This is a genomic window from Pseudonocardia sp. UM4_GMWB1 (assembly GCF_017312155.1).
GTDB classification, from domain to species: domain Bacteria; phylum Actinomycetota; class Actinomycetes; order Mycobacteriales; family Pseudonocardiaceae; genus Pseudonocardia; species Pseudonocardia alni.
On sequence record NZ_QJPN01000001.1, the window covers coordinates 564,813 to 585,782 of the forward strand.

Sequence of the window (20,970 nt, forward strand, 5' to 3'; positions counted from 1 at the left end):
GCCGGGGCCCGCGGACCGGGCCCCGCAGGTCAGGCCTCGCGGGTGAGCCCGGTGCGGGCCCCGGGCTCCGAGCCCGGCTCGGTGCCGGTCGCGTCGCGGCAGCCCGCGACCAGGTCGCAGCCGGCGCAGACGCCGCCGCAGCTCGGGGCCGCGGCCTGCGCGGCGATCGCCGCGGCCGCGGCCCGGGCCCCGACCGCGCCCCCGAGTCCGGCGAGCACGACCGTCCCGACCAGCGCGATCGCACCCAGCACCCACGGGGCGGCGCCGGTCCGGTCCAGGACCAGCAGCACCGTCCCGCCGACCAGGGCGATCGCCCCCGCGGCGCCGACCGGCGGCGCGGCCACCCGGTTGGCGATCGCGAACGCGTCGGCGGTCCGCAGGCTGTCCGCGGTGCGGACGCCGGCGAAGCGGTTGCGCGGCAGCCGGCCGGTCGCCCCCAGCACGGCGAGGACGACGAGGACCACCCCGGCCAGCAGGAGCAGGGCGGCGAGGAGCAGGCGGAGCGTCGTGGGCACGTGACCAGGGTAGAACCCGGGGGAACGGGGATGCCCGCCCCGGCTACCCTGGTCACATGTGCACGGCCCGCCGACTTCCCGGCGCGGCGTCGTAGCCACAACACGGCGCCGCGACGGCCCCTCCTGCGTGATGCGCACGAGGGGCCGCGACGTGTTCCGGGCCCCGAGTCGGGCCGTCACGACAGGCATCCCCGAGGTGAGACGGACATGAGCACCGAGACCACGACCGCGTCCGAGCAGCGCGCGGACCGACCGGCGTACCGCTACGACGCCGAGATGGCCGCCCGGATCGAGCGGAAGTGGCAGGACTTCTGGGAGACCGAGCAGACCTTCCACGCCCCCGACCCGGGGCAGCCCGGCTCGGAGAAGCCGAAGGTCTACCTGATGGACATGTTCCCCTACCCCTCCGGGGCGGGGCTGCACGTCGGGCACCCGCTGGGCTTCATCGGCACCGACGTGCTGGGCCGCTACCTGCGGATGAACGGCCACAACGTGCTGCACCCGATGGGCTTCGACGCCTTCGGGCTGCCCGCCGAGCAGTACGCCGTCCAGACCGGGACGCACCCGCGGACGACGACCGAGGCCAACATCGCCCGCTACCGGCAGCAGCTGCGCCAGCTGGGCCTGGGCCACGACCCGCGTCGCTCGGTGTCCACCACCGACATCGGGTTCTACCGCTGGACCCAGTGGATCTTCCGCGAGATCTTCGAGTCCTGGTACGACACCGACGCCGACCGCGCCCGCCCGATCTCCGAGCTGCGCGCCGAGTTCGAGGCCGGCACCCGTCCGACCCCCGACGGCCGACCCTGGGCCGAGCTGTCCGAGGCCGACCGGCGCGCCGCCGTCGACGGGTACCGGTTGGCCTACATCTCCGAGGCGCCGGTCAACTGGTGCCCCGGCCTGGGCACCGTGCTGGCGAACGAGGAGGTCACCCCCGAGGGACGCTCCGAGCGCGGCAACTTCCCCGTCTTCCGCCGCAACCTGAAGCAGTGGATGATGCGGATCACCGCCTACGCCGACCGGCTGGCCGACGACCTGGACCGGGTCGACTGGCCGGAGTCGGTCAAGGCGATGCAGCGCAACTGGATCGGCCGCTCCGAGGGTGCTCGCGTGCGCTTCGCGGTGCCGGGCTCGGACGCGTCGATCGAGGTCTTCACGACCCGCCCGGACACCCTGTTCGGCGCCACCTACATGGTGCTGGCGCCCGAGCACCCGCTGGTCTCCTCGCTGGTCCCGCAGCAGTGGCCGGCCGGTACCGACGCGCGCTGGACCGGCGGTGCCGCGACGCCGGCCGAGGCCGTCGAGGCGTATCGGGCCGAGGCCGCGCGCAAGTCCGAGCTGGACCGCCAGGAGAACAAGGACAAGACCGGTGTGTTCACCGGCGCGTACGCCACCAACCCGGTGAACGGCGCGGCCGTCCCGGTGTTCGTCGCCGACTACGTGCTGATGGGCTACGGCACCGGCGCGATCATGGCGGTGCCCGCCGAGGACACCCGGGACTGGGACTTCGCGGCCGCGTTCGGGCTGCCGCACGTGCGCACGGTGCAGCCGCCGCCGGACTGGGACGGCGGCGCGTACACCGGCGACGGCCCGACCATCAACTCCGCGAACGACGAGATCAGCCTGGACGGGCTGGGCGTCGACGAGGCCAAGCGCACGATCATCGACTGGCTGGCCGCGAAGGGCGCCGGCGAGGGCGTCGTGCAGTACAAGCTGCGCGACTGGCTGTTCTCCCGGCAGCGCTACTGGGGCGAGCCGTTCCCGGTCGTCTGGGACGAGCACGGCCCGATCGCGCTGCCCGAGGACCAGCTGCCCGTCGTCCTGCCCGACGTCGACGACTACTCGCCCAAGACCTACGCCCCGGACGATGCGAACTCCGAGCCGGAGCCGCCGCTGTCCCGGGCGCACGAGTGGGTGGCCGTCGAGCTGGACCTGGGTGACGGCCCGAAGCAGTACCGCCGCGAGACGAACACGATGCCGCAGTGGGCCGGGTCGTGCTGGTACTACCTGCGCTACCTGGACCCGGAGAACACCGAGCGGTTCGTCTCCGCCGAGGCCGAGAAGTACTGGATCGGCAAGGACGCGGCCCGGTCGGTCGCCGATCCGGGCGGCGTGGACCTGTACGTCGGCGGCGTCGAGCACGCCGTGCTGCACCTGCTGTACTCGCGGTTCTGGCACAAGGTCCTGTTCGACCTGGGCCACGTGAGCAGCGAGGAGCCGTTCCGGAAGCTGTTCAACCAGGGCTACATCCAGGCCTGGGCCTACACCGACGCCCGCGGGACCTACGTGCCCGCGGAGGAGGTCGTCGAGGTCGTCGGCGAGGACGGCACGAGCGCCGGTTTCACGTGGAACGGGCAGCCCGTCACCCGGGAGTACGGGAAGATGGGCAAGTCGCTGAAGAACGTCGTGACGCCCGACGACATGTGCGACCGCTACGGCGCCGACACCTTCCGGCTGTACGAGATGTACACCGGCCCGATGGACGCCTCGCGTCCGTGGTCGACGCGGGACGTCGTCGGCCCGCAGCGGTTCCTGCAGCGGGTGTGGCGCAACCTGGTCGACGAGGGCACCGGAGCGGTGACCGTCGTCGAGGACGCGCCGTCGGAGGAGATCCTGCGGTCGCTGCACAAGGCGATCGCCGGTGTCCGCGAGGACTTCCCGGCGCTGCACTACAACACCGCCGCCGCGAAGCTGATCGAGCTGAACAACGCGCTGACCAAGCGTGGGGCGCCGGTGGAGCGCGAGGTCGCGGAGGCGCTGGTGCTGATGCTGGCGCCACTGGCCCCGCACATCGCCGAGGAGCTGTGGCAGAAGCTGGGGCACGAGGACACGCTGACCTACGCGCCGTTCCCGGTCGCCGACGAGCGCTACCTGGTGGCGGACACCGTCGAGTACCCGATCCAGGTCAACGGCAAGGTCCGCTCGCGGGTCACCGTCGCCGCCGACGCCGCCCAGGAGGACATCCGGGCGGCCGCACTGGCCGACGAGAAGGTCGTCGCCGCGCTGGACGGGGCCGAGCCGAAGAAGGTCATCGTCGTGCCGGGGCGCCTGGTCAACGTCGTCCGGTAGGGAACGCAGGCGACCTCCTGCCCGTTGAGCGGGCAGGAGGTCCGTCATGAGCGCAGTCCTGACCCTGATCGTCGTCCTGGCCGTCGTCGCGGCCGTCGTGTGGCTGGTACGGCGGCACAACGCGGACTCCGCCGCCGCTCTGGCGGACGCCCAGGCCGAGTCCCGGCGCTGGGTGGAGCGCCTCGGCGGCCAGGTCCTGGCCCTGACCGGGACCGACGACCCGAGCCGTCAGGCGCTGGCCGACGCCGCCGAGCGCTACACCGCCGCGGGCTCGCAGATGGAGCAGGCGCACACGGCCGCGCAGTGCCGTCAGGTCACCGAGACCGCCTACGAGGGTCTCTACTACATCCGCGCCGCACGCACGGCGATGGGCATGGACCCCGGGCCCGAGCTGCCGCCGCTGCCGGGCCAGTCCCGCGCCGGTGAGGTCACCGAGGACCGCGAGGTCGAGGTGGAGGGCCGCAGTCTGGGCGCGTCGCCGCAGCCGACCGACCGGAACAGCCATTACTACCCCGGCGGGACCGTCGCCGGGCGTCCGGTGCCGCGCGGCTGGTACTCCGAGCCGTGGTGGAAGCCGGCACTCGTCGCCGGGGCCTGGGGCGTCGGTTCGGCGCTGCTGTTCACCTCGCTGTTCAGCGGGATGGCCGGCGCCGACCAGGCCGCCTACGCCGACGGGGCCGCCCTCGACGACCCGGGCTTCGACGGCGGTGCCGACGGCGGCTTCGACGGCGCCGACCAGGGCGGCTTCGAGGGTGGGGGCCTGTTCGACAACGACTCCGACTTCGGCGGGGACTTCTTCTGACCCGCGCGCCGTAACGGCCGGCCCCCGGGCGGCATCCCCTCGTCCGAGCGACCAGCCCGTGGTCGGACGGCGAGAGGGGCCACGTCATGACGTACCACCTGCAGGCGGCGCGCGGGGGTTCTCCGACTTCCGGGGGCGCGCCCGGCGGGCCGGTCAGGCGCGGGACCCGCGCCTGACCGGCTTCTCCGGCCGCCGGGTCGCCCCGGTCCCCGGGTCCGGCGGCCCGGACAGGGCCGGCTCGGCGAGCCAGGCCTCCACGGCGTCGAGCACGAACGCGGCGTCGTCGAGGGCCGCACGCGCCTCCGTCGCCGGGGCGGTCACGTCCGAGTGGTCGGCCAGCGCCCGCCGGTTGTAGAGCGACCGGAGCAGCCGCCCGGCCCGCGGGTCCAGCGACCGTTCCCGCACCACCCGGCGCACGAACGCGCTGACCACCTCGGAGTGCTCGGCGCGGGTCTCCCCCAGCACCAGCAGCGCGGTCTCGGCGGCCCGGAACGCGGCGTGGAACGCGCGGGAGACCGCGGCGTCGCCGAAGCCGTTCTCGGCCAGCACCCGGGCCCCGCCCAGCTCGACCCGGGCCCGGGCGATCCCGCCGTGCACCCGCCGGGTCACCGGATCCGCACCGCCTCGGCGCGGGCACGCACGACCGTCGGGTCGGCGGCGCGGACGAGTTCGCCCTGGCCGACCGGCAGCACGCTGATCGTCAGCCCGGTCCGCCGGGTGTGCTGCCACAGCACGTCGTCCATCGCGCGGACCTCCTCCCAGGGCAGGATCGGGAAACCGTCGTCGTCGAGGACCACGAGCAGGTCGATCGCGGACTCGACCGAGCCCTCCCCGCTCGCCCAGGACCCGAACAGCAGCACCTGGCGCAGCCGGGGGCCGTAGAGCAGACCCAGGTCGTCGGCGACGGCGGCGGGCACGTCGTCGTTGGACGGGTCCGGATCGGGGTGGCGGGCCCTGAGCCGCTCGCCGTCGTCGGCGCCGATCAGGCCGGCCGCGACCAGCCAGTCCGCCGCGCGCCTGCGGGAACGGGCGTCGCGGAAGCGGTACCACTGGTCACGGACCTCGGGGAACTCGAACAGCGTGTTCTTGAACCGGCGGAACGCGCCCCGGCCGTCGATCGCGCGGTCCAGCAGCGCCGCGGCCCGCCGGTGCTGCACGCCCGCGGTGAAGTCGGACATGTCCCGGTAGGATTCCCGGCTGGTCACCGGCCGGATCTCCACCCAGTCCGGACCGGGCCGGCCGTCGCCGGACACGCCGTGCACCTCGGCGTCGGCCGGGTCGAGGTACCAGGTGACCTCCGGCGTGCGGTCCTCGAGCGCGTCCGCGAGCGCGGACAGGTCGAGGCGGGCGGGGTCGAGCACGGGGCGACTCTATGCCCGGTCCGGTGCGCGTGGCAGCCGCCGCGGGACCCTCAGCCGTCCTCCTTCTCCCCGGAGCCGAAGAGGAAGTGCGCGACGAGGACCGCCCCCCAGATCCCGATCGGGAAGATCGGCCAGAAGAACGGGAGGCCCTCCCCGTCGGAGGACGAGGCGAACGCGGTGACCACCCAGATGCCGGTCAGGACGACCGAGGTGCCGGCCCACGAGCGCCACTCGGTGAGGTGCTCACGCCTCGCCTCGGCCTTCTCCACCTGCGCCGTCTCGGCACGCACCGACGGCAGCGTCGTGCGTTCCACCGCGGGCAGGTCGGTGACCAGCCGGTCGAGGTCCGCGCGGACGGTCGCCGCGTAGGCCTGCTGCAACCGCTCGTCGTATTCGGTCAGCGACAGCCGGCCCTCGTCGTGCGCCAGCTTCAGCCGTTCCGCGGTCTCGCTGCGGTCGGCGTCCGACACCCGCATCACGGACCGCTCGTCGTCCCTGGACTCCCCCATGCCCGTCGAGCGTAGCGACGGGGAGGGACACGGGGGTCTGTCGTTCGGACGATCCGCGCCCCCGGGGCGGGGCCGAACGGGTGGCGACCGCGACGCCGACGAGGCACAGCAGACCGCCGGCGAGCGCGGCCGGTGCCGGCACCTCCCCGAGCAGTGCCCAGGACAGTCCGACCACCACCGGCGGGATCGCGTACGTGGTGGCGGCCAGCCGGCCCGCGGTCGTGCGGGTCAGTGCGTATCCCCAGGTCAGGAACGCGACTCCGGTCGGGAACACCCCCAGGTAGACGACGCCGGCGATGGCCGTCGGCGGTGCAGTGGCGAGCGCGGCGACCAGCGACGGCAGGAACGGCAGCAGCGCGACGGCCCCGGCGACGGCGCCCGTCCAGGTCATCGTCAGGGCGTCGACCCGGGGCAGCAGCCGCTTCTGTGCGACGGCCGCGCCCGCGTAGACCAGTGCGGCGAGCAGCCCCAGCAGCACCCCGGACAGGTCGGCGCCCCCGGCCGACGACGCCGCCGCGATGAGCACCACCCCGGCGAACGCGACGGCCATCCCGGCCAGCAGCCGTGCCGGGAATCCCTCGCCGAGCAGGAGCCCGGCGAGCACGGCGACGACCACCGGTGCCACGTTCACCAGCAACGCGGTGGTGCCCGCGTCGAGGTGCCGCTCGGCCGCGTTCAGCGCGAGGTTGTAGACGCCGAACCAGGCCGCGCCCCAGATCACGACCGCCGCCAGCAACCGTCCGCGGGGCAGGGGTGGGCCGGGGCTGCGTCTGCGGGCGCGGACCACGGTCACGATCGCGGTCAGGGTCAGGGCCCCGACCAACATCCGTCCCAGGGCCAGCGCGCCCGGCGACAGGTCGTGGCCGACGGCGCGGATGCCCACGAAGGCCGAGGCCCAGAGCACGACGGTGGTGGCCGCGGCGGCGAGCGGCAGCAGTCCCGGCCGGGTCGCGGCGCTCACAGGGTGGGCCGGCGGGTGTCGTAGCCGGTGCGGACGGGCAACCGTCGCGGTCGTTCCCGGAACAACCGGTACAGCGCAGCGAGGGTGGCGGGGGTGGTGAGGGCGAGCAGTCCCAGGTTCACGGTGGTCATGGAGCCATCGTCGGACCACTCACGGTTCAGCACCAGCGACATGTTCTACCTCTGGATTCAGTTCTGCTGTACGTTTGTCCGCGTGCTCGACGCTCACCGTCTGATGATCTTCCGGTCGGTCGTGGCCGGTGGGTCGGTGCAGTCCGCCGCCGCCAACCTGGGGTACACGCCCTCGGCGGTGAGCCAGCACGTCACCGCGCTCGCCCGGGAGACCGGCCTGGTGCTGTTCGAACGGGTGGGGCGCGGGCTGCGGCCGACCGCGGCCGGGCTCCTGCTGGCCGAACAGGCCGACGCGGTGCTGGCCCGGCTCGGTGAGGCCCAGGTGCTCGTCGAGGATCTGCGCACGGGACGCACCGGGTCGCTGGCGGTGGCCTACTTCGCCTCCGTCGGGTCCGCCTGGATGCCGCGGGTGGTGCGCAGGCTGACCGCCGGTTTCCCGGGGGTCCGGCTCGACCTGGCCCTGCGTGAGTGGCTGCCCGACGACCCGGCCGACCGGTCGGACCTGCAGATCGCCGTCGAACGACCGGAATTCGAGGCCTGGCCCGGGTTCTCGGTGCACCACCTGCTCGACGACCCCTACGTCGTGGTGGTGCCCGAGGGGCACCCGCTGGCCGGGGCGGAGCAGGTCGACCTGGCGGAGCTGGCCGGACAGCGGTGGGTGGACAACGACTTCGCCCGCGGGTGGTGCCGGCGCAACCTGGTCGAGGCCTGCGCCGCCGCCGGGTTCCGCCCGCCGTTCCACGTCGAGGCCCACGACTACCGCACGGCGTTGGCCTTCGTCGCCGCCGGCATCGGCGTCACCGTGCTCCCCCGGCTCGGCGCCGTCGACCTGCCGGCCGGGACCTGTGCGGTGCCGGTCGTGCGGCCCACGCCGGTGCGGACGATCCTGGCGGTGGTCCGGGACGCCGCGGCGGCGGCGCCACCGTTGCTGGCGGCCCTCGACGAGCTCCGCGAGCAGTCGGCGCTCAGCCCTGCGGGCGCACCACGATCTCGGTGAGGTGGGCGTCGCGGGTCGCGGTCAGCGCAGCCAGGATCGCGGCACCGACCGACTCGGGGCGCAGGAACCGCGAGCCGTCATACTCGCCGCCCTCGTGGGCGACGACCCGCTCCTGCATGGCGGTGTCCACTCGGCCCGGGTGCACCGAGGTGACCCGGATGCCGTGCCCGGACTCCTCCGCGCGCAGGGCGTCGCCGAACGCGCGCAGTGCGAACTTGCTCGCCGCGTAGGACCCCCAGCCCGCGCGGGCGGTGAGCCCGGACCCGGAGTTGACGAGCACGACGTCGGCACCGGTGTCGGCGCCCGCCGCGCGCAGTGCGGGCAGCAGCAGCCGGGTCGTCTCGGCGACCGCGACGACGTTGACGTCGAACTGGTGGCGCCAGGTCTGCGCGGTGGTCTCCGCGACGGTGCCCAGCTCCCCGACCCCGGCCGAGTGGACCAGCGCGTCGAGCCGGTCGATGCCGTCGAGGGCCGCGGCCAGCGCGTCGTCGTCGGTGAGCTCGACCGCCACGGTGCGGACCGCGACCGGGCCCGCTTCGGTCAGCTCACCGGCCAGGGTCGCCAGCCGCTTCTCGTCCCGGCCGCCCAGGACCAGGTCGTAGCGCGGCGCGAGCAGCCGGGCGGTGGCGGCGCCGATGCCCCGGGAGGCACCGGTGATCAGGGCGAGCGGGCGGCGGGGAGCGGTCACCCGATGAACCTACGACGACCGGCCCCGTCCTGCGCGAGGACGGGGCCGGTCGTCGTACCGGGGAGCGTGCGCGCTCAGACGCGGCGGGCCGAGTTGAACGGCATCCGGTCGATGTCGGAGATCTTCACCGGCTGACCGCTGGTGGAGGCGTGCACGATCTGGCCGTCGCCGATGTAGATGCCGACGTGGCTGACCGGGCTGTAGAAGAACACCAGGTCGCCGGGCTTGAGGTTCGACTTGGACACCTTGGTGCCCACCTGGGCCTGGGCCCGGCTGGTGCGGGGCAGGTCCTTGCCCGCCTTGTCGAACGCGTAGCTGACCAGGCCGGAGCAGTCGAAGGCGCTCGGACCGGTGGCACCCCAGCGGTAGGGCTTGCCGAGCTGGGCCATCGCGGTGGCCATCGCACCGCTGCGCGCGGCGGCGGCCTGTGCGGCCGGGGCCGCGGCCTGCGCGGCGGACGAGACCGACATCGCGGCCGGGTTCGCGCCGAGCGCCGGCAGGACGTTCGCGGCCGGGGCGACGTCACGGGTCACGGTCTCCGCGGCGGGTGCCGCGGATGCGGTGGCGTCCGTGGGAGCCGCGGTGGCGGCGGGGAGCACGGACAGAACAGCGGCCGCGGCGGCGGTGGTGGCCACGACGGCGACGCGGAGCGCCGGAGCGGAATGACGCTGGGGCACGGTGGGGTCCTCGGGATGTTGCACCACCGGAGGAGCGGTCGGGGCGGGACCCGTGGGCGCCGGTACGAAGGGGGAGTTCCGGTGGGGACACCGACGGCACTCACGACCCGCCCGCGTCGTCGCCCGGCGGTGACCCTGCACCCCTCACCCCGGATGGGCGGTGGTCGCGCAAGGCCGGACCGCACATTACGAACAGATATCGCGCAAATAAATGACGCAGGGCACATTCATTGCATGACTGCGCTCACGACGAATAACGAGAACATTCCGGATCGGTAATGTCGTCTTCCGGAACGTCTCCGGTACGGCAGCGGCCCGGGGATGACCTGCACGGTCGTCCCCGGGCCGTTGTACCGAGAAACGGATCAGCTGTCGATCTCGCCCCGGATGAACGCCTCGACCTTGTCGCGGGCCTCGGAGTCGCGGTACTGCTCCGGCGGCGACTTCATGAAGTAGCTCGACGCCGACAGGATCGGTCCGCCGATGCCGCGGTCCTTCGCGATCTTGGCCGCCCGCACCGCGTCGATGATGATGCCCGCGGAGTTCGGGGAGTCCCAGACCTCGAGCTTGTACTCCAGGTTCAGCGGGACGTCACCGAACGCGCGGCCCTCGAGCCGGACGTAGGCCCACTTGCGGTCGTCCAGCCAGGACACGTAGTCCGACGGGCCGATGTGCACGTTGCCCTTGCCCATGTCCCGGTCCACCTGCGAGGTGACGGCCTGGGTCTTGGAGACCTTCTTGGACTCCAGCCGCTCGAGCTCCTTCATGTTCAGGAAGTCCATGTTCCCGCCCACGTTGAGCTGCATCGTGCGGTCCAGCTGCACGCCGCGGTCCTCGAACAGCTTCGCCAGCACCCGGTGGGTGATGGTCGCGCCGACCTGGGACTTGATGTCGTCGCCGACGATCGGGACGCCGGCGGCGCGGAACTTCTCCGCCCACTCCGGGTCCGAGGCGATGAACACCGGCAGCGCGTTGACGAACGCGACGCCCGCATCCAGCGCGGCCTGCGCGTAGAACCGGTCGGCGTCCTCGCTGCCCACCGGCAGGTAGGACACCAGCACGTCGGCCCCGGTGTCGCGCAGCGCCTGTACGACGTCGACGGGCTCGCCGTCGGCCTCGGTGATGGTCTCCCGGTAGAAGCGGCCGAGACCGTCGAGGGTCGGCCCGCGCTGCACGGTCACCCCGAGCGGCGGCACGTCCGCGATCTTGACCGTGTTGTTCTCGCTGGCCGAGATCGCGTCGGCGAGATCCTGACCGACCTTCTTCGCGTCGACGTCGAACGCGGCCACGAAGGTCACGTCCCGGACGTGGTACCCGCCGAAGTCGACGTGCATCAGGCCGGGGACCTGGGTCGACGGATCGGCGTCCGCGTAGTAGTGAACCCCCTGGACCAGCGACGCCGCGCAGTTGCCCACGCCGACGACCGCCACCCGAACCTGGCTCATGTCAGGCTCCTCCTGTTGTCTCGTCCTGTCGTACCCCGCCGGTCGCGGGCCGGGATGGCCCGCCGCCGGGGAAGGTCCTCTCGTCGCGGCCGTCCGCGGCACCCTGCTCGGCCCGTTCGGTCGCGATCAGCTCGTTCAGCCAGCACACCTCGCGCTCGGAGCACTCCAGCCCGAGCCGGTGCAGCTCGCGGGTGTAGCGGTCGACCCCCTCGCAGGGCCTGCCGAGCGCGGTGCGCAGACCGTCCCGGCGTTCCTCGACGGCCCGTCTGCGGCCCTCCAGGATCCGGATCCTGGTCTCCGCCGGTGTCCGCGCGAAGAACGCCAGGTGCACGTCGAAGCTTCCGTCCTCCCACGCCTGGGGGCCGGCCTCGGCGAGCATGGCCGCGAACCGGTCCTGGCCCGCCGGGGTGATGCGGTAGACCCGCCTGCCCCGTCGCAGCCGTCCCGGAGCGCGTCCGTACTGATCACCCGCCTCGTCGGTGGTCTCGGCGATCGACCCGGCCCGGAGCAGCCGGCGCAGGGCCGGGTACAACGAGCCGTAGGAGAACGCGCGGAAGCCGCCGAGCCTGCGGCCGAGCTGCTTGCGCAGCTCGTACCCGTGCAGCGGACCGTCCTGGAGCAGGCCGAGGACCGCGAAGTCCAGCATCGCGACCTCCTCCGTGCGGACCGCCGACCGGTCATCCTATCGGTCCGATACATCGATCCGTCCCCTCCATGATCGTCGTCACAGGTGGTCGCGGACCGGACGAGTACCCCGACCAGGGACGGAACGGTCGTGTCCGCAGGGGCCCGTGCGGGACGGCGATGGGTCCGCGGGTCCGTCCCGCGTACCCTGGTCGGGTGCTCAGCCCGCGACAGGTGGTGGACTACGCCCTGCAGCGCCGTGCTCTGCTGGCCGACGTCCGGGCCGGCCGGGTCGGACGTGAGGAGGTGTGCGATGCGGGTGCCTACCTGCTCCGCGCCGCGCGCTTCCACGGCACGTCCGCCGGTCGGGCCTGTCCGGTCTGCCGCCACGAGGAGCTCGCCCAGGTCTCGTGGGTGTTCGGCGAGAGCCTGCGCCACGTCTCCGGCTCGGCCCGCTCCGCGGCGGACCTCGAGCAGCTCGCGGCACAGGTCGCCGACTTCTCCGTGCACGTCGTCGAGGTGTGCACCGAGTGCCGTTGGAACCACCTGGTCCGCTCGTTCGTCCTCGGCACCGGCCGCCCCCGCCGCGGCCGGCGGAGTGCGGGTGGCTGAGTCCGATGGCACCCTGCCCGACGAGCACGACCACCCGGACCGCGCGCACCGCGCCGGTCCGCTGCCGGATCCCCTCCGCCCCGGGCACCCCCGGCCCGGGCCGCTGCGGATCCGGTCCACCGCATCCCACGGAGCCGCCCGGTGAACGACGAGCGTGACCCCCGGCGCACCCCGCCGCCGCCCCCGCCCCCGCCCCCCGGTCCTCCGCGGTCCCGTCCCCCGATGCCCCCGCCGGCACCCCGACCGGGCGTGGGCCCCCGTCCCCCGATGCCCCCGCCCCCCGGTCGTCCACCGGTGGGCGGCCGTCCCGCACCCGCGGGGCCGCCGCCGCGCCCGGTCCCCCAGTCCCCTCCGCCGCTGCTGACCCACGACGACTCCGGGGTCGGCCACTTCGACCCCGTCGTCCGGCCCGCCCAGGCCGGTCCGCGCACGGCCGTCCCGCAGCGCACCGGCCCTCCGCCGGCCCGCGGTGCCGCGGCGGCCGCGGCGGCACCGGCCACGGCCGCCCGTCGTGGCGGCGGTGGCGGCCGCCCGCCCGGACCGCCCGGTCGTCCCGACGGTCGCGGTCCCGGGGACGGCGGTGACGGGCGGAAGAAGCCCGGCCGTCGTCGCCGGCTCCGGCGCTGGGTGATCGGGCTCGCCGCGTTCGCGGTGATCGGCCCGCTCGTCGCGTTCGCGATCGGCTGGCTGGTGTTCCCGGTCCCCAACGCCGACGACATCGCCGTCACCCAGGTAGCGACCTTCACCTACACCGACGGCGCCCCGCTGGCGACGGTCCGGCCGGACAACGTCAACCGGATCAGCGTCGACCTGTCCCAGGTGCCGGTGCCGGTCCAGCAGGCCGTGCTGTCCGCGGAGGACCGCACGTTCTTCTCCAACCCCGGCTTCGACATCACCGGCATCGCGCGGGCGGTGATCAACCAGCTCTCCGGCGGGATCGGCGGCGGCTCGACGATCACCCAGCAGTACATCAAGGTGACCACCGGCAACGACCAGTACTCGCTGTTCCGCAAGTTCCGCGAGGTCGTGCTGGCCGCGAAGATGTCCAAGGAGATGACCAAGGAGCAGATCCTCGGCAACTACCTGAACGCGATCTACCTGGGTCGCGGCGCCTACGGCATCCAGGCCGCCAGCCAGGCGTACTTCGGGAAGAACGTCCAGGACCTGAACGCCTCCGAGGGCGCGATGATCGCCGGGCTGATCCAGTCGCCGTCGCGCTGGGACCCGGCGAAGAACCTCGAGATGTCCCAGCAGCGGTGGAACTTCGTGCTCGACGGCATGGTCGCCCAGGGCTGGATGACGCAGGCCGACCGGGCGCAGCAGAGGTTCCCGCAGTGGCGCGAGGCCTCCACGGCCGAGGGCGGTGGCATCCCCGGCGACGACAAGGGCCACATCTACAACGCGGCCCGCGCCGAGCTGGAGAAGCTCGGGATCTCCGAGACCGAGATCAACACCCAGGGTCTGACGGTCACCACGACGATCGACCCGAAGGCCCAGGAGGACGCGGCGACGGCCGTCGAGAAGATCATGGACGGCCAGCCCGGCAACCTGCGGTCCTCGCTGGTGTCGGTGAACCCGAAGACCGGCGCGATCATCGCCTACTTCGGCGGGGAGAACGGTGTCGGCCTCGACTACGCCTCGGTGCTCAAGCAGCCCGGCTCGTCGTTCAAGCCGTTCGTGCTCGCGGCGGCGCTGCAGGCGAACCCGCCGGTCGGTCTCGGCACGATCTACGACGGCTCCTCCCCCCAGGAGCTCGCCGGCACCACGGTCACCAACTCCGAGGGCGTCAGCTGCGGCCGGTGCTCGGTGAAGGAGGCCATGACCAAGTCGATCAACACGGTCTTCTACCGGATGGGCCTCGACGTCGGCCCGCAGCGGGTCGCCGACGCCGCGCACCAGGCCGGCATCCCCGCCGACCTGCTGCCGAACCCCACCGGCGGCATCTCGCTGGGTGACCGCGAGGTCCACCCCGAGGACATGGCCGCCGCCTACGGCACGTTCGCGGCCGACGGCATGAAGCGCGACCCGTTCCTGATCGCGAAGGTCACCGCCAGCGACGGTCGGGTCATCTACGACCGCGGCAGCACCGACAACGGCCAGCAGGTCATGCCGGCCGAGGTCGCCCGCAACGTCACCGAGTCCATGACCGACGTCGCGAGCTCGTCGCGGATCGGGCTGGACGGGCGTCCGGTCGCCGCGAAGACCGGCACCGTGCAGAGCAGCGTCCAGGGCCAGAACAACGACGCCTGGACCGTCGGCTACACACCGTCGGTGTCCACCGCGGTGTGGGTCGGCACCGACGACAACACCCCGATCAAGAACTCCGCGGGCCGCCCGGTCTACGGGCGGATGCTGCCCGGCTCGATCTGGCAGTCGTTCATGAACGACGTGCTGCAGGGGACGCCGGTGGAGCAGTTCTCCGACTTCGAGCCGATCGGCCAGGCTCCGGCCCGGGCCGTCTCGAACGACTCCGGGCAGGGCGACGACCAGCAGACGACCACCACCCAGGAGCCCGGCGACAGCCGCGACAACGGCGACCGCGGCGACCGCGGGGACCGGGGTGACCGCGGGAACCGCGGCGACCGGGGTGACTCCTCGGGCGACGGCTCCGGGGACGGGGCCGGCGACGACAGCAGCGGCGACCCCGGCAGCGACGGCAACAGCGACGGTCCGCCCGGCTCCGACGCGGGCCGGGACCGTCCCGGCCGCGGGGGCGACAACTGACCGCAGGCGGCCGGCCCGGAGCCGCACCGCCCGCCCCCCACGACGCGCCGGGGGCGGGCGTCCGGGACCGGGAGGTCCCGACCTGGACCGAGCCGCTGGCGCGCGCCGCCAGCCGGGTCGTCGGAGGCCCGATGGGTCGGCACGCACTCGTCGGACGGTCGCGCTGGTGGACCCCGCTGCGGGTGGTGCTGCTGCTCGCCGTCGTCGTGCTGGCGCTGGGCTGGCTGGGCAAGGCGGCCTGTCTGCAGCAGTACCGCACCCCGGACGGTGCGCTCGCGCTGGACTGGCGCAACGACCGTCAGTACGTCGCGATGTGCTACTCCGACACCGTCCCGCTCTACGGGCTGGAAGGTCTCGCCGACGACGCAGTCCCCTACCGCGACGCCTGGTTCGAGACCGCCGCCGACGGCTCCCGCACCGCCCGGTACATGGAGTACCCGGTCGTCACCGGGATGTTCCAGTACCTCAATGCGCAGCTGACCGACGGCTGGCAGTGGCTGGCCGAGCGGCTGCCGTTGCCGACCGCGCTCGACGTCGTCGTCTACTTCGACGTCACCGCGATCTGGCTGGCCATGGCCTGGCTGGTGGTGGTGTGGGCGGTGCTGATGCTCCGCCCGGAACGTCCGTGGGACGCCGCGTTGGTCGCGCTGTCCCCGCTGGTGGCGGTGCACGCGTTCACCAACTTCGACACGCTCACCGTCGCGCTCGCGACCGGGGCGCTGCTCGCGCTGCGCCGGGACCGGCCGGTCTGGGCCGGGGTGTTGCTCGGGATCGGCGGCGCGGCGAAGCTCTACCCGCTGCTGCTCCTGCTGCCGGTGCTGCTCGTCGGCTGGCGACGCCGCGCCGACGGCGGCCTCCCGCGTGCCGCGTGGACGATCGGTGCCGCGGTCCTCGCCTGGGTGGCGGTGAACCTCCCGGTCGCGCTGGCCTGGCCGCGCGGCTGGGTCGAGTTCTTCCTGCTCAACCGCACGCGCCCGGCCGACCCGGACTCGATCTGGTACTCGCTGTACTGGTTCACCGGCTGGTCCGGCTTCGACGGACCGCTCGGCGACGGGCAGTCCCCCACCGTGCTCAACACCGTCACCGCGGTGCTCATGGTGCTGGCGTTCGCCGCGATCGCCTGGTTCGCGCTGCGCGCGCCGCGCCCGCCCGCGGTCGCCGAGCTGGCCTTCCTGACGGTCTCGGCGTTCCTGCTGGTCAACAAGGTGTGGAGCCCGCAGTACTCGCTGTGGCTGGTCCCGCTCGCGGTGCTCGCCCTGCCACGCTGGCGGCTGCTGCTGGCGTGGATGGTCGTCGACGCGCTGGTCTGGGTGCCGCGGATGTTCCAGTACCTCGGCGTCGCGAACAAGGGGCTGCCGCCGGAGCCGTTCCTGGTGACCGTGCTGGTCCGCGACGCCGTGGTGGTCGCGCTGTGCGTGCTCGTCGTCCGGCAGATCCTGCGGCCCGGCACCGACCCCGGCCGGGACCCGGAGCCCGTGTGGCCGGTCGGCCCGCGGGTCTCCCGGTCCGGCATGCCCGCCGCGACGGCCTCCGCGTCGGCCGTGCCCGCACGGGGCGGGCGACGGCGGAGGGACGGCGGCGGCCCCGGCCCCACCGGTTCCGTCGGCACGCCCCGGTCCGGCGACGCGGCCGGTTCCGCGGGCTCCGGCCGCGCCGGTCGCTCCGATCGCGCGGCCGCACCCGAACCGTGGCCGTCCCGGGCGGCTCGCCCCCGGCGCGACCCCGCGGACTGAACTGCGGCTGCCCCTCGCGCCGCCGCATGTGTCCCGCCGGTCGCCGCACAGGGTGTGGTGGCGCCGCAGCGGGTGTGACGAGTGCGGCGGCGACGGAACCTGTGCGGCACCCGGGCGGGTGCGACGATCGGGGCATGGCCGACGACGTGGTGGTCCCGGAACCGGTGCAGCGCCAGCTGCGGGAGCGTGTCGAGGCGGCGCTGGCGACGCTCCCCCCGGCCGAGCGCCGGGCCGCGTCGGAGGCGGACCGGGCGGGGAAGCGGGCCGCCGCCGTCACCCTGACGCTGCTGCCGGTCCCCGGTGCCACCGGCGACGGCCGTCTCGCCGACGAGGTCGCGTTCGTCCTGACCCGGCGCGCCCGGTCGCTGCGGGCGCACTCCGGCCAGTGGGCCCTTCCGGGCGGACGGCTCGACCCGGGTGAGACCGCCGAGCAGGCGGGGCGCCGCGAGGTGTCCGAGGAGATCGGGCTCGAGCTCGGCCCGGACCGCGTGCTCGGTCTGCTCGACGACTACCCGACCCGTTCCGGCTACGTCATCACCCCGGTCGTGCTGTGGGGCGGCGGCGCGGGCGAGCCGACGCCCAACCCGGACGAGGTCGCCGAGCTGCACCGCCCGCCGCTGGCCGAGATCGACCACGAGCCCCGGTTCCTCACGATCCCCGAGTCCGACGCCCCGGTGATCCAGGTGCCGCTGTTCGACCGCTACGTCCACGCCCCCACCGGGGCGGTGCTCCACCAGTTCCGCGAGGTCGTCCTGCACGGGCGCGCGACCCGGGTCGCGCACCTGGAGCAGCCGGTCTTCGCCTGGCGCTGAGGACTCCCGGAACCGGGTCTCGGGCGCGGACGGGCCCGCCGAACACGCCCTCCGGGTCGACGCGGCGCTTCAGCGTGGCCGGCCGGCGCCGGGTGTCGTCGTCCCGGTACGGGCACCTGGTGCAGCTGCCGCGGACCCGGCTGCGGACGCGCTCCGGGCACCGGGTGGTGGCGCACGCGTCGCCGCTGGCCGGGCCGGACGGGGCCTCGGGAAAGGTCGTCGTGACGATCGAGGAGGCCCGCCCGCCGGAGATCGTCCCGCTGGCCACCGCGTCCGCAGCAGGCGCGAGCTCACCGCCCGGGTCTACGTCGACCAGTACGCCCCGCGGCTGCAGATCAGGGCGGGGCTCACGCCGTCCGGCTGGCTCGCCGGTACCGCCTGAGGCCTCCTCAGGTGTGCTCCCGCAGGAACGCGATGTCGCGGGCCTGTCCCTCGGCCGGGGTCTCCACCACGACCGGTGCCCCCGCCGCCGCGACGACGGCGGCCAGCTCGTCCGGCGGGATCGTCCCGTCGTCGATGTTGGCGTGCCGGTCGCGGGCGGAGTCGAACGCGTCGCGCGAGTTGTTCAGGTGGATCAGGTCGATCCGCCCGGTGATCCCCCGGACCCGCTCGACGATCCCGGCCAGCTCCTCGCCACCGGCGAAGGCGTGACAGGTGTCCAGGCAGAACCCGACGCCGAACTCGCCCACCGCGTCCCACAGCCGGCCCAGCGCGTCGAACCGGCGGGCCATGGCGTTGTCCCCGCCCGCGGTGTTCTCGATCAGGACGGGCACGTCGAAGCCGTGCTCCCCGGCCTGGCGCTCGACGAACTTGCGCCAGTTGTCGATCCCGGCGGCCGGGTCGTCGTCCTTCGTGACGTGGCCGCCGTGCACGACCAGGCCGAACGCGCCGACCTCGGCCGCCCCGGCCAGGTGCTGCTGCACGATCTTGCGGCTCGGGATGCGGATCCGGTTGTTCGTGGACGCGACGTTCGCGGTGTAAGGCGCGTGCACCACCACCGCGACGTCCGACGCGGCCAGCTCCGCCGCCCGTGGGTGCGGCGGCGGCTTCTTCCAGCCCTGCGGGTCGGACAGGAACAGCTGGATCACCTCGGCGCCGACCTCGGCGGCCGCGGCCAGGGGGTCCTCGGCGTCGCGGACGTGTGCTCCGATCTGCATACGGGCACGGTAGCGAGGACCCCCGACAGCCGTGGGCCGCCGGGCAGGCGTCGGTGATCGAGAATTTCACCGGGCCGCCCTCCACCGAGGTCACGGTCACCCGGGCCGGCAGCTGCTCGCCGCCGACGGTGAGGGTGCAGGTCTGCACCGCGCCGCGCCGCCGACGAGCAGCCCGCCGCCGGTGTGTTCCTGAGTCCGGACAGGATCCGGGCGTGGCTGCGGACGTGGGTGGTGCCGGACACGAGCTCTCCCCGTGGTCGTCGGCGCCCGCGGACCGGGCACCCGTACGACGACCAGCGTCTCCGCGGGCACGACCCGAACCCGTCCCGGCGATCCGGGGAGCCGCGTACCCGCAGGTCGTGGCCGGAACGGCCGTTGCTAGCCTGTACCGGCATCCCCACGGCTCCCGCGCATCCGCCGGAAACTGTCGGGGTGCACTGAGAACCTCCTGTCACGGCCGTCCGGGCCGTGACCGTTTCGAGTCCATAGGAGGTGAGTGGTTCTCATGCGTCATTACGAGGTCATGGTCATCCTCGACGGCGGCCTGGACGAGCGCACTGTGCAGCCGTCCCTGGAGCAGTTCCTCACCGTCGTGAAGAACGACGGCGGATCGATCGAGAAGATCGAGGTCTGGGGCAAGCGCCGCCTGGCCTACGAGATCAAGAAGCAGGGCGAGGCCATCTACGCGGTCCTCGACATCACCGCCGAGCCGGCCACCGTCACCGAGCTGGACCGCCAGCTGGGTCTGAACGAGTCCGTGCTGCGCACCAAGGTCCTGCGCAAGGACGTCACCCGCACGCCGGCGCCCGCCGCCGGCTGATTGGAGCCGTCATGGCCGGCGAGACCGTCATCACCGTCGTGGGCAACCTGACGGCGGATCCCGAGCTGCGGTTCACCCCGTCCGGCGCCGCGGTCGCCAACTTCACCGTGGCGTCCACCCCGCGTACCTTTGACCGCCAGTCCGGCGAGTGGAAGGACGGCGAGGCACTCTTCCTGCGCTGCAACATCTGGCGCCAGGCGGCGGAGAACGTCGCCGAGTCCCTGACCCGCGGCGCGCGCGTCGTGGTCCAGGGTCGCCTGCGCCAGCGGTCGTTCGAGACCAAGGAAGGCGAGAAGCGCACCGTCGTGGAGATGGAGGTCGACGAGGTCGGCCCGTCCCTGCGCTACGCGACCGCCAAGGTCAACAAGGTCAGCCGGGGCGGAGGTTCCGGTGGCTTCGGTGGCGGCGGCGGTGGCTACGACGGTGGCGGCGGCGGTGGCGCCCGACAGGGCGGCGGTTCCGGCGGTGGAGGCAACTCCGGCGGCGGCTATGACGACCCCTGGGGTTCGGCCCCGCCCGCGGGCAGTGGCGCCGCGTCCGACGACGAGCCCCCCTTCTGATCCACGTACCTCTCCGTCCGTGACGGGCGGAGGACGATCTCCAGGAGCACCACCATGGCCAAGGCCATCGTGCGCAAGCCGAAGAAGAAGGTCTGCGCTTTCTGCAAGGACAAGGCCCAGCTGATCGACTACAAGGACACCGGTCTGCTGCGGAAGTTCATCTCCGACCGCGGCAAGATCCGTGCCCGTCGGGTCTCCGGCAACTGCCGGCAGCACCAGCGGGACGTCGCCGTCGCGGTGAAGAACTCCCGTGAGGTCGCCCTGCTGCCGTACACCTCGACCGCTCGCTGAGGAAGGGGAGACACATGAAGCTCATCCTCAACGCCGACGTCCCGAACCTGGGTGCCCCGGGTGACATCGTCGAGGTCAAGGACGGCTACGGTCGCAACTACCTGCTGCCGCGCAAGCTCGCGGTCGTCGCCACCCGTGGCGCCGAGAAGCAGGTCGAGCAGATCCGCCGGGCCCAGAAGACCCGCGAGATCCGCGACCTGGGCCACGCCCAGCAGGTCGACTCGCAGCTGCGCAACATCAACGTGACCGTGTCGGCCAAGGCCGGCGACACCGGCCGCTTGTTCGGATCGATCACGCCGGCCCAGGTCGTCGACGCCGTCAAGGCGGCAGGCGGCCCGCTGCTGGACAAGCGCAGCATCGACGTCCCGGGTCACCTCAAGACCCTGGGCAAGCACCAGGTGCAGGTCCGCCTGCACCCGGAGGTCACCACCGAGCTGCCGATCGCGGTCGTCGCGAGCTGAGCGGTCCGGTGGTCGCACGAC

The 20,970-nt window shown here is 73.5% G+C and carries 21 protein-coding genes and 2 pseudogenes; 11 read left to right on the plus strand and 12 right to left on the minus strand.

Annotated features, from left to right (window positions below; genetic code table 11):
- Positions 1–29: 29 nt before the first annotated feature.
- Positions 30–515 (minus strand): SdpI family protein, encoded by a 486-nt coding sequence (locus DMP15_RS02805; RefSeq protein WP_174565832.1) that lies wholly within the window; start codon positions 513–515, stop codon positions 30–32.
- Positions 516–722: 207 nt separating this feature from the next.
- Between DMP15_RS02805 and leuS the strand changes: the two genes are divergently transcribed.
- Together leuS and DMP15_RS02815 are read left to right on the plus strand one after the other, a co-directional pair.
- Positions 723–3,584, plus strand: coding sequence for a leucine--tRNA ligase (leuS, locus tag DMP15_RS02810; RefSeq protein WP_337825416.1), 2,862 nt, complete (start codon positions 723–725; stop codon positions 3,582–3,584).
- 46 nt (positions 3,585–3,630) lie between these two features.
- On the plus strand, positions 3,631–4,386 hold the full coding sequence (locus DMP15_RS02815) for a hypothetical protein (RefSeq protein WP_100879091.1): 756 nt from the start codon (positions 3,631–3,633) through the stop codon (positions 4,384–4,386).
- A 153-nt stretch (positions 4,387–4,539) separates the two neighbouring features.
- On the opposite strand, the gene DMP15_RS02820 is transcribed toward DMP15_RS02815, so the two are convergent.
- The 6 genes and pseudogenes from DMP15_RS02820 to DMP15_RS02845 all read right to left on the minus strand — a co-directional run bounded on the left by DMP15_RS02820 (position 4,540) and on the right by DMP15_RS02845 (position 7,348).
- Positions 4,540–4,995 carry a HEPN domain-containing protein gene (locus DMP15_RS02820; protein WP_337825417.1) on the minus strand — a complete coding sequence of 152 codons (456 nt, stop codon included), beginning with the start codon at positions 4,993–4,995 and terminating at the stop codon, positions 4,540–4,542.
- The gene (locus tag DMP15_RS02825) at positions 4,992–5,747 is read right to left on the minus strand and encodes a UPF0158 family protein (protein WP_073573691.1); all 756 of its coding nucleotides are present in this window, start codon (positions 5,745–5,747) and stop codon (positions 4,992–4,994) included. The genes DMP15_RS02820 and DMP15_RS02825 overlap by 4 nt, the downstream gene beginning before the upstream one ends.
- A gap of 50 nt (positions 5,748–5,797) precedes the next feature.
- On the minus strand, positions 5,798–6,037 hold the full coding sequence (locus DMP15_RS02830; protein ID WP_253068613.1) for a hypothetical protein: 240 nt from the start codon (positions 6,035–6,037) through the stop codon (positions 5,798–5,800).
- 87 nt (positions 6,038–6,124) lie between these two features.
- A pseudogene (locus tag DMP15_RS02835) lies at positions 6,125–6,256 on the minus strand (DUF1707 SHOCT-like domain-containing protein); the annotation flags it as partial.
- A 142-nt stretch (positions 6,257–6,398) separates the two neighbouring features.
- Positions 6,399–7,217 (minus strand): annotated as a pseudogene (locus DMP15_RS02840) (DMT family transporter); the annotation flags it as partial.
- A complete protein-coding gene (locus DMP15_RS02845) occupies positions 7,214–7,348 on the minus strand; it encodes a hypothetical protein (RefSeq protein ID WP_255497419.1) in 135 nt (44 codons plus the stop codon). The pseudogene DMP15_RS02840 and the gene DMP15_RS02845, both read right to left, overlap by 4 nt.
- Positions 7,349–7,430: 82 nt before the next feature.
- Between DMP15_RS02845 and DMP15_RS02850 the strand changes: the two genes are divergently transcribed.
- Positions 7,431–8,345 (plus strand): LysR family transcriptional regulator, encoded by a 915-nt coding sequence (locus DMP15_RS02850; protein ID WP_073573689.1) that lies wholly within the window; start codon positions 7,431–7,433, stop codon positions 8,343–8,345.
- Here the strand turns inward: DMP15_RS02850 and DMP15_RS02855 are convergent.
- The 4 genes from DMP15_RS02855 to DMP15_RS02870 all read right to left on the minus strand — a co-directional run bounded on the left by DMP15_RS02855 (position 8,314) and on the right by DMP15_RS02870 (position 11,801).
- Positions 8,314–9,033: an SDR family oxidoreductase gene (locus DMP15_RS02855; RefSeq protein ID WP_337825418.1), complete on the minus strand. Its 720-nt coding sequence runs from the start codon at positions 9,031–9,033 to the stop codon at positions 8,314–8,316. The two genes, DMP15_RS02850 and DMP15_RS02855, sit on opposite strands and share 32 nt — an antisense overlap.
- A 74-nt stretch (positions 9,034–9,107) precedes the next feature.
- On the minus strand, positions 9,108–9,710 hold the full coding sequence (locus DMP15_RS02860) for a C40 family peptidase (protein WP_073573687.1): 603 nt from the start codon (positions 9,708–9,710) through the stop codon (positions 9,108–9,110).
- A 365-nt stretch (positions 9,711–10,075) separates the two neighbouring features.
- Positions 10,076–11,155: an inositol-3-phosphate synthase gene (locus tag DMP15_RS02865; RefSeq protein WP_073573686.1), complete on the minus strand. Its 1,080-nt coding sequence runs from the start codon at positions 11,153–11,155 to the stop codon at positions 10,076–10,078.
- 1 nt (position 11,156) lies between these two features.
- On the minus strand, positions 11,157–11,801 hold the full coding sequence (locus tag DMP15_RS02870; RefSeq protein WP_073573685.1) for a PadR family transcriptional regulator: 645 nt from the start codon (positions 11,799–11,801) through the stop codon (positions 11,157–11,159).
- A 194-nt stretch (positions 11,802–11,995) separates the two neighbouring features.
- Between DMP15_RS02870 and DMP15_RS02875 the strand changes: the two genes are divergently transcribed.
- The 4 genes from DMP15_RS02875 (at position 11,996) to DMP15_RS02890 (ending at position 17,660) form a co-directional block, all read left to right on the plus strand.
- Positions 11,996–12,391, plus strand: a complete 396-nt coding sequence (locus DMP15_RS02875; protein ID WP_073573684.1) for a DUF5318 family protein — start codon at positions 11,996–11,998, stop codon at positions 12,389–12,391.
- Between the two features lie 294 nt (positions 12,392–12,685).
- Positions 12,686–15,115 carry a transglycosylase domain-containing protein gene (locus DMP15_RS02880; protein WP_337825419.1) on the plus strand — a complete coding sequence of 810 codons (2,430 nt, stop codon included), beginning with the start codon at positions 12,686–12,688 and terminating at the stop codon, positions 15,113–15,115.
- 131 nt (positions 15,116–15,246) lie between these two features.
- A complete protein-coding gene (locus DMP15_RS02885; RefSeq protein WP_337825420.1) occupies positions 15,247–16,848 on the plus strand; it encodes a glycosyltransferase family 87 protein in 1,602 nt (533 codons plus the stop codon).
- A gap of 134 nt (positions 16,849–16,982) precedes the next feature.
- Positions 16,983–17,660 (plus strand): NUDIX hydrolase, encoded by a 678-nt coding sequence (locus DMP15_RS02890; protein ID WP_073576122.1) that lies wholly within the window; start codon positions 16,983–16,985, stop codon positions 17,658–17,660.
- Between the two features lie 389 nt (positions 17,661–18,049).
- On the opposite strand, the gene DMP15_RS02895 is transcribed toward DMP15_RS02890, so the two are convergent.
- Positions 18,050–18,817, minus strand: a complete 768-nt coding sequence (locus DMP15_RS02895; RefSeq protein ID WP_179761498.1) for a deoxyribonuclease IV — start codon at positions 18,815–18,817, stop codon at positions 18,050–18,052.
- 505 nt (positions 18,818–19,322) lie between these two features.
- Between DMP15_RS02895 and rpsF the strand changes: the two genes are divergently transcribed.
- From rpsF to rplI, 4 genes are read left to right on the plus strand one after another with little or no spacing between them, the layout of a single operon-like run.
- Positions 19,323–19,637, plus strand: coding sequence for a 30S ribosomal protein S6 (rpsF, locus tag DMP15_RS02900; RefSeq protein ID WP_073576120.1), 315 nt, complete (start codon positions 19,323–19,325; stop codon positions 19,635–19,637).
- Between the two features lie 11 nt (positions 19,638–19,648).
- Positions 19,649–20,197 (plus strand): single-stranded DNA-binding protein, encoded by a 549-nt coding sequence (locus DMP15_RS02905; RefSeq protein ID WP_073576119.1) that lies wholly within the window; start codon positions 19,649–19,651, stop codon positions 20,195–20,197.
- 54 nt (positions 20,198–20,251) lie between these two features.
- Positions 20,252–20,488 carry a 30S ribosomal protein S18 gene (gene rpsR / locus DMP15_RS02910; RefSeq protein WP_020623471.1) on the plus strand — a complete coding sequence of 79 codons (237 nt, stop codon included), beginning with the start codon at positions 20,252–20,254 and terminating at the stop codon, positions 20,486–20,488.
- Positions 20,489–20,502: 14 nt separating this feature from the next.
- Positions 20,503–20,949 carry a 50S ribosomal protein L9 gene (rplI, locus tag DMP15_RS02915; protein WP_073576118.1) on the plus strand — a complete coding sequence of 149 codons (447 nt, stop codon included), beginning with the start codon at positions 20,503–20,505 and terminating at the stop codon, positions 20,947–20,949.
- Positions 20,950–20,970 lie beyond the last annotated feature (21 nt).